This window comes from Telluria antibiotica, assembly GCF_011682055.1.
GTDB classification, from domain to species: Bacteria; Pseudomonadota; Gammaproteobacteria; order Burkholderiales; family Burkholderiaceae_D; genus Telluria; species Telluria antibiotica.
This window is the reverse complement of the sequence record NZ_JAAQOM010000006.1, coordinates 183,776-198,231: the sequence shown is the minus strand read 5'-3', so window position 1 is coordinate 198,231 and position 14,456 is coordinate 183,776. Positions and strand designations below refer to the sequence as shown.

Genomic DNA, 14,456 nt, shown 5'->3' with positions numbered 1-14,456 from the left:
CCTGTTATGGACAGGCGTGGCGACGTATAACGAGGCGACTCGCGTCGATTTCCCGGCGGGTAAGTCGGCCAAGTAGGACTGGCGATAACTGCGAATGCCGGATGTGTTGAGGAAAAATCCAGGCGTCATGAAAATGCGCACGATAGGCGCATTTTCAAGATGCCCGGACAATCAGGAAACAGGTTTGGCAACCTCAGTTTTTCTTGCGCTTACCGAAAGCCATGCCCGCCAGGCCCAAACCGAGAAGCCCGAGCGAAGCAGGTTCAGGTACTGAATTAAGCGCTTCGATACGGATATTGTCCACACCGACGTCATATCCGCCGGTATTCAGGCTGAACGAGCTGAATTGGATGAGTGCCGAGGCGCCTGACGCCGTAAAATCATACGTCTTTTCGACCCAGTTATCCCAAAAGGTACCGCTGATGGCGGGTGCCGTAAATAGGGTTGCCGGGCCCCCGTCAACCGAAAGATTCAGTTGATCGTTATGGGTATACTCGGAAGCCATGATGAATTTGACACGGTAAGTCGTGCCGGCCGAAAGTCCGGAAACGGTCTGCTCGAGAGTCCGCCCCAGTTCGTAGCCCGCGAGCCACATCCAGTGGGAACCGTCCATCCCCGATCCGTAAGTCGTTCCAAACGGGTTATAGCCAAACCCGTCGCTTGTAGCGGTACCACTCCAGCCAGTCAGATCGGCGGTTTCAAAGCTGCCGTTGGTGATACTCGGCGTCGCGTTTGCTGCGAGAGGCAGCAGGACAAGTGTAAGGATAGAAGCGATTCTCTTGAGCGTTGCCATACGATTCTCCTTCTAATGATTTTGATGTGTACCGTGCGTTAAGCTGCACTCGTCGCTTGGTCGCAGCTGACCAGCGCTGCCCTGGACCGCTTTTGCGAGCCCGTAATGCGAATCTGGATTCAATTTCAGAAGCCAGATGCACCTGACATACCTAGTTTTGCAAGCGGTCTCATTTAATCCAGCAAAGTTTATGCCATGGCAAAAATCATTTGTGGAATCAGATACATATAATGCTTTACGCGACACGCATTAACAATATGTAAATATTTTCGACGGACAGCCGGTTATTTATGATGTGCTACTGTATTTAAATTTTCTGCCAGGAAAGATTCAGTTCTTCCTGAGACGGCGGTGCATGCAGCGGGTAAAAAGGTTACAAAGTGCGCAAGTTATGTTTCAACATTTTGTCAAGCTTGCGACATGAAACCACGTTCTATCCTCTGATTGACGTCGGCTGAATCTTTGCCTTGGAGCTATTGCTCGTGGCTTGCCGCGGCGACGACGCTATGCACCCTGTCCGGCTGCATGGTCTGGCCTTACGTCGAAGTCGAGAAAGTCGCGCTCTGGATGGCAGAGCCAGGATCGGCGGGCGATACGTCCCGTCCACGGAAAAGATCCCGATGATCTACGACCCCAAGGATGCATGGATCGAAGTCAACGGCAAGCGCACTGCGACCGTGCCGACCTTGTAGGCACCGATGGACCGCGCCACCGCGAGACCCTGTCCAGGGCCAGTCATGCACCTGCCCGCGAACGTGAACCCGCAGTGCACGGCGCTCTACGGCAACGTGTTCATCCGTTTCGAGATCCCGCCGCCCCAGCCGGGCGACAAGTACCGGCTCGGCCTGGGCGCGATCGCGATCGGCGGTACGACGGCACCGCCGCCCGTCTTCGATTCGTGTGCGAAGCCGGCCAGGGCCGGCCTGGACTATGTCCGTCGCTGATCAAGGCACCGTCACGTCGAGCCGATACGTGCGTCCGGCCTCGATGCCCGTAATGCGCGCCTCCGGCAGCAGCAGTCCGTCGCACACGACCGTCGTCCGTTCGACCGCGCCGCGCGCGATGCCGACGTCGAGCGTCGCGCCGCGGAACATGCGTCGCACGCGCATGCCGGACCAGTGCGACGGCAACTGCGGATCCACGACGAGCCCTGCCGCATCGCCCTTCAGGCCGCACAATCCTTCGACGATCGAGCGGTAGACCCACGAGACGGTACCGGTGTTGAACAACTGGCTGGAACGCCCGGCCGTGCGCGGGTACTCCTTCCACGCGCCGCGATAGTAGTTCGGGATGAAGACGGGCAGCTGGCCGCGCCGCAGGTAGTCGTCCGCGCCGGGGCCGGGGATCATCTTGCGCAGCGCGTCCCACGCCCGGTCGGCCTCCGCGATCGTGTACAGGCTGTAGATGTAGAACACGGATGCGTGGTTGTACACGGCCCCGTTCTCCGCCGACCCGGGATGCTTCTGCGTGACGCGGCCCACGTCCTCGCGCATGGCGCTGTACGGCGGGGCGAACATCTGGACGCCGTACGGCGTGTCGAGTTGCGCGTCGATCTCCGCGAGCATCGTCGCGCGCTGGCTCGCGTTCGGCGCGCCGCTGAGGAACGCCCAGCTTTGCGGGTTCAGGTAGATGCGCCCCTCCGCATCGCGGCCGACGCCGAAGACGACGTCGTCGTCCGTGATGCCGCGCGCATACCACGCGCCGTCCCACAGGTGCAGGTTGGCGGCCATGTTCATGTCGGCGACGCCGGCACGGAAGTGCGCGGCGCGCCGCTCGTCGCCGCGCGCCGCGCACACGTCGGCCCACAGGCGCAGCGCGTACGCCGCGGCCACCGTCAGCCAGCCGGATACCCCGAGACCCTTGTAGCCGACCATGTTCATGGGGTCGCACCAGTCGCCTTGTTCGATGTACGACAGGCCGCGATGGTCGCGCTTGTGCAGCAGCCAGTCCATCGCCAGCCCGATGCGTTCGTACGCCGTGAGTGCCGCGCCGTCCGCGCCCGTCACGGGTTCGTCGAGAATGGCGGCATCGCCCGTCTCGTCGAGGTAGGCCTGCAGGCAGACGGGCAGCCACACGCAATGGTCCGTGTGCGGCACCTGGTTGATGTATTTGAGTTCCGCGCCCTCGAACAACAGGATCCCGTCCGGCATCGCGCCGTTCGCTTCCTGCTGCGACAGCGCGTGCAGGAAGGCGGCGCGCGCGACGGCCGGCTTGATGAACGCCATCCCCATATTGTCCTGCAGGTAGTTGCGGGTCTGCGGGTCGGTACTCAGGCGGTTCACGTCGCCATGGTAGAACACCTGGCGCGCAAGCCAGTGGTTCACGAAGTTGTCGAATTCCGCGTCCGGCGTCTCGACCTCCACGCAGCCGGTGCCCTGGTCCCCGTACGCGGCGTACGCGCGCGCGGCGCACGCGAAGCCGTCGGCGCTCAGGTAGCGCTCGCGCATCGCCGCGATCTCGGCGTCGTCGCGCGCCGGGCCGAACAGGAAGCGGCGCGTCGTGCTGTCGCTTGGCGCGAGCGCGAGGCGGTACTGCACGACGGCGACGGGCGTCTCGTAGCGGGCGTCGCCGCCCGCGAGTTGCGGCGCGCGCAGCGCGTCCGGTGCGTGCAGGCCGCCTTCGCCCTCGAACTGGCCCTGGTTCGATTCCCATGCGTCCGGCGCCGTCTCGCACAGCAGGTACGTCTTGTCCTTGAAATCCTTGTTCTTGAAATAGTCCTGCAGCTTCTGGTACGGCGTGACGCTCGACGCGACGATGCCGTTCAAGTCCGCGCGGTACTCGGCCGACTGGTTCATCCACGACATATAGCCGATCGTGAAGTACGGATACACGCTGATGCGGCGCGCGCGGCCGCTGACGTTCGTGACGGCCAGCGTCCACAATTCGGCGACGTCGTCGACGGGCAGGCCGAGCCGCAGGCCGATGCGGATGCCGAGCTTCTCCACGGTCCACGCGATGTCGTCGCGGCCGACGGAGAACGCGAACCGGTCCGGTGCCGCGCGCACGGGCTCGTGCGGGGCGGAGAAAATCTCGCCCGTGTCCTCGTCCTTCACGTAGAAGAAGCGGCCCGGATGGTGCGCGTAGTAAGCTTGTTCCGGCTGCATGAAGGTCTTCGCCTCGAGGTTCGGCGCGTGCGAATACTTGGCCGGCTCCGGCTGCATGAACTGGGCGGTGGCATAGCCTCGGCACGTCACCTGGATCATCATCCGGCGGTTCCACAGGAAGCCGCCGGCGTTCGGCATGGCGGTCGGGCTGGCGAGTTCGTAGCGGGCGCCGTTCTCGGTCGGTTGCAGCATCGTCTTTCCTTGTCGTTGATTCAGGGGGCGGGCTTGCGCGACGCCAGGTCGGCCTGGATGCGCGCCAGCTGTCCGCCGTTCAGGTTGTAGCAGCACATCACGGCGACTGCCAGGGTGGCGAACACCGCCGGGATGAAGGACATCAGCCACACGATGCCTTCGCGTGAACCGCTGGCTTGCACGGCGTTCGGCACATAGCCCAGCGCCGTGAACACGGAGCCGATCACGGCGACGGCGACGGCCGTGCCGAGCTTTTGCGAGAACGTGGCGGCGGCGAACGTCATCGCGGTGGCCCGGCGGCCCGTGCGCCACTCGTTGTAGTCGGCCGTATCGGCGTACATCGAGAATGCCAGCGGCGACTTCGGCCCCAGCACGAGACCGAGCCCACCCTGCAGCACGAACATCAGCCACACCTGGTCGGGCGGCACGACGTAGAACGCGGCCGACAGCACGGCGGTGGCGCTCATGAGGACGATCATCAGCGTCTTCTTGTCGCCCCAACGCGTGAGCAGCGGCGTGAGCGCCGCGCCGACGGCGGCACACACCATGTACGTGGGCACGAAGGTGCGCATCAGGTCAGGGCGGCCGACGACGTACTTGAAATAGTAGGCGGCGCTGGCGGTGCGCAGGGTGATCGTCACCATGATGATCAGCGCGAGGAAGAACAGCACCATCCACGGCCGGTTGCCCGCGAGGTCGCGCACGTCGCGCCACACGGCGTTCCTTTGTCCGGGCGGCGGCGCGATGCGTTCGCGCGTACCCGCGAACGTGACGACGAACAGCAGCGACGCCGCGACGGCCCACGCTAGCATCGTCAACTGCCAGCCGCGCCGGTCGTCGCCGGCGCCGAGCCAGCGCACGAGGTCGGGCGTGGCCGCCGTCACCAGCGTGCTGCCCGCGAACGCGAAGATGAAACGCAGGCCGTTGATCGTGGAGCGCTGCTGCGGGTCGGCCGACATCACGCCGGACAGCGCGTTGTACGGGATGTTCACGCACGTGTAGCACACCATCATCAGCAAATAGGTGCCGTAGGCCCACGCGAGCTTCGCGTCGCCTTCAAGGTTCGGTGTCGTGTACGTGAGCACGGCGGCGCCGGCCAGCGGCACGCACATCCACACGAGCCACGGCCGAAACTTGCCGAAGCGGGTCGAGGTACGGTCGGCCGCGGCGCCGATCAGCGGGTCGGTGAACGCGTTGACGATTTTAATGGCCGACATCATCGTCGCGGCGGCGGCGGCCGAGATGCCGAAGCTGTCCGTGTAGAAGATCAGCAGGAACGTGGCGACGTTGGTCCAGTAAAAATTGAACCCCATGTCCGCCACGCCGTAAGCCAGTTTTTCGCGCCAGGGCAGCGGAGAACTCGCCGTGGCGGCGCGGGGCAGGGAGGCCGTCATCGCGGCGCCCCGGCGGGTGCGGCGTCAGGAAAGGCGGTCGGACGGGCCATCTGAGTCTCCGGTAAGTGATCGGGCGGCTCTTCGGCCGCCTTGGGTGATAGCGCTAACAGCGGCGAGTATGCCGTCGCCGCGCCGCCATGTCAACCGCCGGACGCGGGCCCTGGCCATGGGGTCAGTCGCCCGGGTAGCGTACGCCGACCTGGTGCCGGATCTCGTCCAGCACGCCCATCAGGTGCAAGGTCTGCTCGTGCGTCATGGCCGGGCTTTCGATCATGCCTTCCGTCCAGCAGCGCTGCGCTTCGATCGCTTCGTGCACATAGCCGTTGCCGAGGTAAGGCGTCGGGATCGCGCGCGGCGACTCGCCCGCCAGCGTCAAGGTGACGGTCGGCGCGCGGTGGAACGGCGCGTCCAGGCGCAGTTGTCCGTCGCGGCCGGACACGGTCAGCAGGCCCGGCGTCCGTGCCTTCAGCGAACAGGCGCACGTGGACAGCGCGCCGCTCGCATGGCGCAGCGTGAACACGGTTTGCAGGTCGACGCCGGTGGGCCCCAGCTCGGCCTGCGCCCGCACCGATTCGACTGCGCCGAGCAGGTACGTGGTGATCGACAGCGGGTAGATCCCGACGTCCAGCAGCGCGCCGCCGCCGAGGGCGGGATTGAACAGGCGCGCTTCCGGTCCGCCCGTCGCGGCGAAACCGAAATCGGCGCTGGCCTGCGACACCTCGCCCAGCACGCCGGACGCGAGGATGCGCTTCGCTTCGGCCAGGGCGGGCATGAAGCGGGTCCACATGGCTTCCATCAGGAACACGCGGCGGCTGCGGGCGAGCGCCACGACTTGCTCGGCCTGGGCGCGGTTCAGCGCGAACGGTTTCTCGCACAGCACGCCCTTGCCGCCGGCCAGCATGGCGAGCGCGTTTTCCGCATGCATGGCGTGCGGGGTGCCGATGTAGACGAGGTCCACGTCGGCGCAGGCGGCGAGGCTGTCGTAGCCGGCCAGGCGCAGGGAGACGCCGAGTTCGTCGCCGAATGCCTCGGCTGTCGTGCGTTCGCGCGACGCGACGGCGGCCAGCGTGGCGCCGGGTGTGTCGTGCAGCGCGGTCGCGAAATCGCGGGCGATCCTGCCAGTGCCGAGGATGCCCCAGCGTACCGTGTTGGTCATGTGTGCTCCGTTGGAGTGTGGAAAAAGCGCCGGAATGGACCGGGTGGACCATTCCGGAGCGTGGCCGAAAAGTGCGCTACCTGTCTGTCTTGACAGGGGTTCGATGATATTTTGTTATCGATGTTTGCGCTATACTTCATGATGGCACGCTATAACATCGAAAGGAAAGCCCCATGGCTGCACAATTCCCGCGCGCGGATGCGAGCGCATGGTGCCGGCCGCTGTTCGAGGGCACGCTGCTATCCTTGCTCGTCTGCGACCCCGTCTCGCAGGAAATCCTCGATGCCAACGACGGGGCCCTGCAGCAGCTCGGGTGTACGCGCGCCGGCTTGCTGGGCAAGCACCTGCCCGACCTGTACGACGACGACGGCGGCGCCGGTCGACTGAGCGCGGACGCATGCCGGCTGCATGCACAGGTGTGCCTCATCGCCGGCGTGGGCGACATCGTGCGCCACGCGATCCTGCAGTGTTGCGCCATCAATTACGATGGCCGTGACGCGGTGCTCGTCGTCCTGCAGGACGTCACGCGCCACGTCGAGGCGGAAGGACAGCTGCGCGACATCCAGAACGAACTGCACCGCGCCCAGGCCCTCGCGCTGATCGGCAACTGGATCTGGGACGCCGCCAGCGACGAGCACGTGACGTCGTCGCCGGAAGGCTATCGCATCCTGGGCTTCCGGCCGGACGAGACCCCGGTGTCGACGGCCGAGATCTACGCGCGCATCCACCCGGACGACCGCGCGCTGGCCGAGAGCGCGCGCGAGCGGGCGTTGACGGACCCCGACTACAAGTACGACATCGAATTCCGGCTCGTGCGGCCGGACGGCGACGTGCGCTGGCTGCATTCCGTGGCCGAGGTGCGGCGCGACGCGACGGGCCGCGTCGTCAAGATGCTGGGCCTCGTGCAGGACGTGACGGAGCGCCGCCGCGCCGAGGACAACGTGCGCCGCCTCGCGTATTACGACACTGTGACGGGCCTGCCGAACATGAACCTGTTCGAGCGCGAAGTCGATGACCGCCTGGTCCAGTTGCGGCGTGGCGGCGGCCGGGGACGCGGCCAGGCGCGCCTGGCCTGCCTGATCGTCGACCTCGTGCGCTTCCGTGACGTCAATTACGCGCTGACGCATTTGTACGGCGACGTGCTGCTGGCGCTCGTCGCGGACCGGCTGGCCGGCGTCGTCGGGCAGGCGGGCGTCGTCGCGCGCGGCGACGCGCGTTTCCCGATCGTGCTGGACGGCGCCGACGAGGACGAGGCGCGACGCTGGGCGCAGAACATCCTGCGCGCGCTGGAAGCGCCGTTCGCCATCGCCGGCATTTCGTACGAGATCGGCGCGCGCGTCGGCATCGCGCTCGCGCCCCTGCAGGGCCTCGACTACCACACCTTGCTGCGCAAGGCCGACATCGCGCTGTACCAGGCGGCCGGCATGGCGCGCAACGTGGCCGTGTACGTCGCGGAAGACGATCCGCACACGCCCGACAGGCTGTCGCTGATCGGCGACTTCCGCGCCGCCATCGAGGCCGGACAGATCCAGCTGTTCTGCCAGCCCAAGGTGACGATGGGCGGCGGCGAGATCGTCGGCGTCGAGGCGCTCGTGCGCTGGGTCCATCCGGACAAGGGCTGCATCGGCCCCGAGACCTTCATGCCGCTGATCGAATCGACGGACCTGATCCACGTGCTCACGCAGCACATGCTGGCGAGCGCCGTCGCGCAGTGCGAAGCGTGGCGGGCGCAGGGCGTGCGCATGCCCATCGCCGTCAACCTGTCCGCGCGCGACATCGCCGCGCTGTCGCTGTCCGAACACCTGCGCGACCTGCTCGAGCAGCACGGCGCGTGCGCGGGCCTGATCGGGCTGGAGATGACGGAGAGCAGCCTGATGCAGAACCCCGCCGAGAGCATCGCGGAGCTGGAACGCCTGTCCGCCATGGGCTTCCGTCTGTACATCGACGATTTCGGCACCGGGTATTCGTCGCTGAGCTACTTGAGCCGCCTCCCGGTGGACGTCATCAAGATCGACCACGGCTTCACGATGCAGATGATCGACGACCGCCGCGCCGCGGCCATCGTCAAGTCCACCGTGCACCTGGCCCACGACCTGGGCATGGGCGTCGTGGCGGAAGGCGTCAGCAATGCCCGCATCTGGGATGCCTTGCATGCCCTGGGCTGCGACGAAGCCCAGGGCTTCTATGTCGCCGCGCCGATGCCTGCCGCGCAGTTGCTCGATTGGGCGCGGGGCTCGCCGTACCGCCTGGCCGCCGAGCACGCGTGCGCGTGAGGCGGGCCGTGTTCGGTTAGCATGTCCCGGTCGCGGCTGCGTGGGCCGGCGACGGCAGGACGCCAGCCGGTGGCGTCGCGCGGGACGATCGAAGGAGCGGACATGGCAAAGGTACTGGTGCTGTATTACTCGACGTATGGACACATCGAACAGATGGCGCACGCGCTGGCCGACGGCGCCCGCGCGGCCGGCGCGACGGTCGACGTGAAGCGCGTGCCGGAGACGGTGCCGGACGAAGTCGCGCGCAACGGCCACTTCAAGCTGGACCAGCCCGCGCCGATCGCCACCGTCAACGAATTGCCGGACTACGACGCCATCGTGATCGGCGCACCCACGCGCTATGGCCGCATGCCGTCGCAGATGGCCGCTTTCCTGGACCAGACCGGCGGCCTGTGGGCGAAGGGCGCACTGAACGGCAAGGTGGGCGCCGCGTTCACGTCGTCGGCAACGCAGCACGGCGGGCAGGAGACGACGCAGTTTTCCATCATCACGAACCTGCTGCACCTCGGCATGGTCATCGTGGGCCTGCCGTACAGCTTCGCCGGCCAGATGACGCTGGACGAGATCACCGGCGGCAGCCCGTACGGCGCCAGCACGATCGCCGGCGGCCAGGGCCAGCGCCAGCCGAGCCGCAACGAGCTGGATGGCGCGCGCCACCAGGGCGAACTGGTCGCGAGAACCGCGCACAAGCTGTTCGGCTGACCTTCCCGCTTCCCATCTCCCCCATCAAGCCAGCCGCCCCGGCTGCGCTGTTGTACTCATGCATCGCCTCGCGCCCGCGCGCGAGGCCGGCGCGCCCGCGCGCGAGGCCGGCGCGCCCGCGCCGCTGACCTCCTTCCGTGGGATTTTCTAGCCGTATTGATGATTGTCGCAATTGCGACAGCCATGTCTGCTGCCTCAGCATTATGGCTGATTGGCAACGGCGGCCAAGAGCGTGTACCGACCCGCCAGCCAAGTCATCTCCGTCACGGTTATCCGATGGCCGTGTAGGCAAGTAAAGACCAACAGAAGAGAGATAACTCATGTGGAGTCAAGCGACAAAATTCAAGCCACGGGCGATTGCCCTGGCGTGTGCGGCGGTGCTCGCCGGGTGCGGCGGGGGCGGGGGAGGTTCTGACGGCACCCTGGTGCAAGCCGTCGATTTCAACTATCCAGGCGGAATGACCGTGGCCTTGCCGCCCACGGTGGCGACCACCGAGCTGGTGGCGACCGCGACCGGCGGCGGTGCCGTTACGTTTACGTCGAACACCCCGGATGTCTGCTCCGTCAGCGGCACGACGCTGTCGTTGCTGAAAGCGGGCGAATGCTCGGTCACCGCCAGCCAGGCCGGCGGCAACGGCTATGCGCCCGCGTCGTCGCGGCAGCTGTTCGTCATCCCGAAGATCAAGTCGGCACTCGTGTTCCGCAATCCGGGCTCGCAGCCTCTGGACAAGACACCCGTCCAATTGGCGGCCACCTCCGCCGTGGGCCTCCCGACCAGCTTCGCGAGCAAGACGCCTGACGTGTGCACGGTCAGCGGGACGACGCTGACCAAGGTCGCCAACGGCATGTGCACCATCACGGCCACGGCCCAGGGCGACGATCACTACGCAACGATCACGGTCGACAAGAATATCCCGATCGGCACGGCCACGGCGGCTACGTTGACGTTCCTGAGCGGTTACAAGGATGCCGACAACTCCAAGGAAGGCGTCATCGGGCGCCCGGGCAATCAATGGTGGTGCCCGGAAGCGTGCGACCGGAAGGTGTCAAGCGACGGCAGGAGCTACACCTATTCCGTGACCTGGGGCGCGGCCCCGCAACCGTCCGACTGGGACTATAACTACGCACCGCAGTTCTTCCTCTTCGCCCCTGGCCTGGCGACCACCGATCTCGATGCCAACAGCGGGTGGCCGGCAGGCGACTTCCGGCCAGGTGCCGCAGGCCTGCGTATCGACGCCCAGGCGGCGCTGAAATTCAATCTCGCCCAGAACACCGAATGGTTCAGTTCGGCCAATAACCAGTTCAACGTCGAACTGGGAATCAGTCACTTCAACTCCAAGGACGGCAAGGCCTGCCACGTGACGCTGAAGGCCACGGTGCAGCCGACGGCCGCCGCTGCGGACTACAGCATCGGCCTCAAGGACAAGTTCGCGTTGGGTGAGACGTGCGGCTTGAGCGGGCTGGATGTCTGGAACGAACTGCAGGACTACGCGATATCCGAAATCAAGTTCTCCGCAGTGCAGCCCAACGGATCGTCGGGTTACAAGACCCAGTTCACGTTGACCGGGCCGATCGTTTTCCAGTGACAGCGGGTCGGACATCCCACAAAGGAATCAGAGAATGAAAAAAATTGAGACGAAGGTCGGCGGCAAGCCGATCAGGATGACCGCGCTGGCGTTAGCCGCGGCGCAGGTCGCCATGCTGTACAGCTACGCGGCTCAGGCACAAACGACGGATGCGACCGCCGCGGCGGACACCGGCAGCACGACCACCGTCGTCGTGACCGGCCAGCGCAGGGCGCTGGAAACCGCGCAGAAGATCAAGCAGGAAGCCGAGCAGGTCGTCGACTCCGTCGTGGCGGACGAGGCTGGCAAGCTCCCGGACAAGTCGATCACCGAGGTGCTGCAGCGGGTGGTGGGCGTTACGATGGACCGCAACCGCTCGCGCTCGAACAACAGCCCCCTGGGCGGCGATTCGCTGGCGTTCTCCGCCGAAGGGTCGGGCGTGCAGGTGCGCGGCCTGTCGTGGGGGTCGTCCACGCTGAACGGGCGGGAGAGCTTTTCGGCCGGCTGGCCGGGACGCGAACTGAGCTGGAGCGACGTGCCGCCGGAACTGATGGCGGCCGTGGACGTGTACAAGAACCCGTCTTCCGAACTGGTGGAGGGCGGCATCAGCAGCCAGATCAACCTGCGCACGCGCCTGCCGTTCGACCAGAAAGGCGCGATGGGCGCGCTGTCCCTGTCGGACAACTATACCGCGCTCGGGAAGAAGAATTCGCCGGCCGTCTCGGGCCTGTATTCGAACCGGTGGAACACGCGCTACGGCGAATTCGGCGCCCTCGTCGATCTCTCGTACAACAAGTTCAAGTCCCGCTACGACTCGATGGGCCTGTCGGCGTACTATCCGCGCACGAACGACGTCGTCCCCGGCAAGACGGTGTGGGTACCGGACAGCGCCTCGTGGGGTACGGGCGACGGCGTATCGGAACGCAAGGGCTTCTACGGCGCGCTGCAGTGGAAGAAGGACAACTTCGAGACGGCGCTGACCTATTTCGACTCCGATTACACCCAGACCGACGCAAATCACAGCATCTTCACGGCGGGGGCGTACGCGTACGACACCCAGTATTCCAATGCCAAGTTCGACGACAAGGGCGTCTTCCAGTCGGGCACGCTGACCTATCCGGCCGGTAAAGGCCTGAACCAGTACGCGGCGGGCGGCCTGAACATGGGCACGACCGCGAACCTCAGCCACGTGGGCGCACGTACCCGCGAACTGGCCTGGAACGCCAAGTGGCGGGCCAACGAGAGCTGGGTCTTCCAGAACGACCTGCAATGGGTCCACGCCACGAACCACGCCGACGGTGCGCTGGTCAACCTCGGTACGTTCGTGCCGAGCATGACGATGGACGTCACCGGTTCGATGCCGAAGCTGTCGTTCGATCCGGCGGCCGCGAAATTCCTGGCCGACCCCAACAACTATTTCTGGGATTCGGTCCAGCCCGCCCTCAACCGGGCCAAGGCCGACTTGTATGCATGGAAGGCAGACGCCAAGTACACGTTCGACAGTCCCGTGCTGCGCGACTTCCGTTTCGGCGTGCGCGTGACGGAACGCTCGTCGACCAAGCAGAATGCCTCGGGCAACACCTGGACATCGATCGCGGAACCCTGGGGCATCACGCAGACCAAGGTGCCGGGAACACTGCCGACCCCGACAGACGCGAAGGGCAGCAGGGCCAACTACCCCTACCTGGGTAACTACCAGATCCCGGGCGGTGTGGAAGCGTTCGCGTTCCCCGACTTCTTCGCTGGCAAGATGGCCGCTCCGCCCCCGATCGTGACGGCATCCATGCCGCTTGTGCAGACTTACTGGCAGAATCAATACAAGCAGTTGATGGACCTCCGCATCAAGCAATGCCAGGACGCGGCCGCGTACACGAACGACCCGGACCGGGCCGCCAAGTGCGCCGACTACAACAAGGATTGGCAACCTCTTGCGTTCACCGACCAACCGAAGGACATCAGCAAGCACAGCGAAGGGACGCAGGCCATCTACGGCACGTTGCGCTTCGGCTTCGACGACTGGCGCTTCCCTGTCGACGGCAATACCGGCGTGCGGGTGGTCCGGACGAAATCGATCGCCCACGGGTACACGATCTTCAAGCCGGGCTATTCGCCGTCGACGGACCCGACCCTGCCGCGGTTCGGCGAGATCGACCAGAAGCTGGATGCCGGGGGCAGCCACATCGACGTGATCCCGAGCTTGAACGTGAAGGTGAACTGGTCGGACAAGCTGCAGTCGCGCCTGGCGCTGTCGAAGAACATCTACCGTCCCGGCTTCGACCAACTGCAGGAATACATCACGCTGAACCAGCAGCCGATCTGGGATTCGTCCGGCTCGAAGATCGCGTTTGTGAAGTACACCGGCACCAACAGCGGCAACGCACAACTGAAGCCCCTGAAGTCGACCGGCCTCGACCTGACCCTGGAATGGTATCCACGTGACGGCCAGTCGCTGACGACCGCGTTCTTCGCGAAAAAGGTCAAGGACATCATCATGACCGAAAGCTATGTCCGGACCCTCAAGGACCTGGCAGGTAACGACCAGGACTTCCTCGTCACCGGACCGGCGAACGCGGCCCGGCTGTGGGAGGTCGGCATCGAAGTGGCGGGCATGACCTACCTCGACAAGTTGCCGGTGCTGGACAAGGCATTGCCCGACTGGATGAAGGGATTCGGCGTCTCGTCGAACTTCACCTACCTGAAGGGCAAGCAGTCGCTCTACCACCCCTTCGACCTCAAGTATTGCCAGAGCGGCAACTCGGGCGTCGCCGGCAACCTGTACGGTTGCGATACGAACGGCATGCCGTTCAAGGACCTGCCGGTGCCGTACCTGTCGCGACGCGCATTCAACTTTGCGCTGATGTACGACCGGGGCCCGGTGTCGCTGCGGCTGGCCTACAGCTGGCGTGACCGCTTCTTGCAAGCCACGAACGCGTACGGGGCAAACGGCTGGGATGGTACGAGCGCCGATCCGGCACGTATCGCCGCGAACGGCGGTGTGGCGCCGAAGGACGTGGGCTGGGGCTTGCCGGTGTGGCAGGAAGCGACCGGCCAGTGGGACGGTGGCCTGAACTACAAGTTCAACGACAACCTGTATGCCAGCGCCAACGTCAGCAACCTGACCAATGCCGTCACGAGGCAGACGCAACAGCAGAGCTTCGGCTACTCGCTCCGCTCCGTGTACGCGCCGGGGCGCAGCTTCCGCGTCTCGATGGGCTATGCCTTCTGGTGATGTAGCCGGCGCATAGCGCTGGAATCAACGAAAGGGCGGCACTTGCCG

Annotated in this window: 9 protein-coding genes; 5 read left to right on the top strand and 4 right to left on the bottom strand. The window is 65.4% G+C overall.

The window, feature by feature from the left end; all coding sequences use genetic code 11:
• Positions 1-193 precede the first annotated feature (193 nt).
• Positions 194-793 carry a PEP-CTERM sorting domain-containing protein gene (locus HAV22_RS11940; RefSeq protein ID WP_166859296.1) on the bottom strand — a complete coding sequence of 200 codons (600 nt, stop codon included), beginning with the start codon at positions 791-793 and terminating at the stop codon, positions 194-196.
• Positions 794-1,530: 737 nt separating this feature from the next.
• Here HAV22_RS11940 and HAV22_RS11935 point away from each other — a divergent pair.
• Positions 1,531-1,737, top strand: a complete 207-nt coding sequence (locus HAV22_RS11935) for a hypothetical protein (RefSeq protein ID WP_166859295.1) — start codon at positions 1,531-1,533, stop codon at positions 1,735-1,737.
• Here the strand turns inward: HAV22_RS11935 and HAV22_RS11930 are convergent, their stop codons facing one another.
• The 3 genes from HAV22_RS11930 to HAV22_RS11920 all read right to left on the bottom strand — a co-directional run bounded on the left by HAV22_RS11930 (position 1,738) and on the right by HAV22_RS11920 (position 6,639).
• Positions 1,738-4,089, bottom strand: coding sequence for a GH36-type glycosyl hydrolase domain-containing protein (locus HAV22_RS11930; RefSeq protein ID WP_166859294.1), 2,352 nt, complete (start codon positions 4,087-4,089; stop codon positions 1,738-1,740). It lies immediately after the preceding gene.
• A 20-nt stretch (positions 4,090-4,109) separates the two neighbouring features.
• Complete coding sequence (locus tag HAV22_RS11925) at positions 4,110-5,483, bottom strand: MFS transporter (RefSeq protein WP_166859293.1); 1,374 nt, start codon at positions 5,481-5,483, stop codon at positions 4,110-4,112.
• Between the two features lie 172 nt (positions 5,484-5,655).
• Positions 5,656-6,639 (bottom strand): Gfo/Idh/MocA family protein, encoded by a 984-nt coding sequence (locus HAV22_RS11920; RefSeq protein WP_166859292.1) that lies wholly within the window; start codon positions 6,637-6,639, stop codon positions 5,656-5,658.
• A 173-nt stretch (positions 6,640-6,812) separates the two neighbouring features.
• On the opposite strand from HAV22_RS11920, the gene HAV22_RS11915 reads away from it, so the two are divergent.
• The 4 genes from HAV22_RS11915 (at position 6,813) to HAV22_RS11900 (ending at position 14,408) form a co-directional block, all read left to right on the top strand.
• Positions 6,813-8,912 (top strand): putative bifunctional diguanylate cyclase/phosphodiesterase, encoded by a 2,100-nt coding sequence (locus HAV22_RS11915; protein ID WP_166859291.1) that lies wholly within the window; start codon positions 6,813-6,815, stop codon positions 8,910-8,912.
• A 102-nt stretch (positions 8,913-9,014) separates the two neighbouring features.
• On the top strand, positions 9,015-9,614 hold the full coding sequence (wrbA, locus tag HAV22_RS11910; protein WP_166859290.1) for an NAD(P)H:quinone oxidoreductase: 600 nt from the start codon (positions 9,015-9,017) through the stop codon (positions 9,612-9,614).
• 320 nt (positions 9,615-9,934) lie between these two features.
• Complete coding sequence (locus HAV22_RS11905) at positions 9,935-11,200, top strand: hypothetical protein (RefSeq protein ID WP_166859289.1); 1,266 nt, start codon at positions 9,935-9,937, stop codon at positions 11,198-11,200.
• Between the two features lie 34 nt (positions 11,201-11,234).
• Entirely contained in the window at positions 11,235-14,408 is a 3,174-nt protein-coding gene (locus tag HAV22_RS11900; protein WP_166859288.1) for a TonB-dependent receptor, read from the top strand.
• The last annotated feature ends 48 nt before the right edge of the window (positions 14,409-14,456 follow it).

Coding starts and splice junctions, on each gene's coding strand:
- HAV22_RS11920 (WP_166859292.1), bottom strand. CDS start 6,639: ATGACCAACACGGTACGCTGGGGCATCCTCGGCACTGGCAGGATCGCC.
- HAV22_RS11940 (WP_166859296.1), bottom strand. CDS start 793: ATGGCAACGCTCAAGAGAATCGCTTCTATCCTTACACTTGTCCTGCTG.
- HAV22_RS11935 (WP_166859295.1), top strand. CDS start 1,531: ATGCACCTGCCCGCGAACGTGAACCCGCAGTGCACGGCGCTCTACGGC.
- HAV22_RS11905 (WP_166859289.1), top strand. CDS start 9,935: ATGTGGAGTCAAGCGACAAAATTCAAGCCACGGGCGATTGCCCTGGCG.
- HAV22_RS11915 (WP_166859291.1), top strand. CDS start 6,813: ATGGCTGCACAATTCCCGCGCGCGGATGCGAGCGCATGGTGCCGGCCG.
- wrbA (WP_166859290.1), top strand. CDS start 9,015: ATGGCAAAGGTACTGGTGCTGTATTACTCGACGTATGGACACATCGAA.
- HAV22_RS11930 (WP_166859294.1), bottom strand. CDS start 4,089: ATGCTGCAACCGACCGAGAACGGCGCCCGCTACGAACTCGCCAGCCCG.
- HAV22_RS11900 (WP_166859288.1), top strand. CDS start 11,235: ATGAAAAAAATTGAGACGAAGGTCGGCGGCAAGCCGATCAGGATGACC.
- HAV22_RS11925 (WP_166859293.1), bottom strand. CDS start 5,483: ATGACGGCCTCCCTGCCCCGCGCCGCCACGGCGAGTTCTCCGCTGCCC.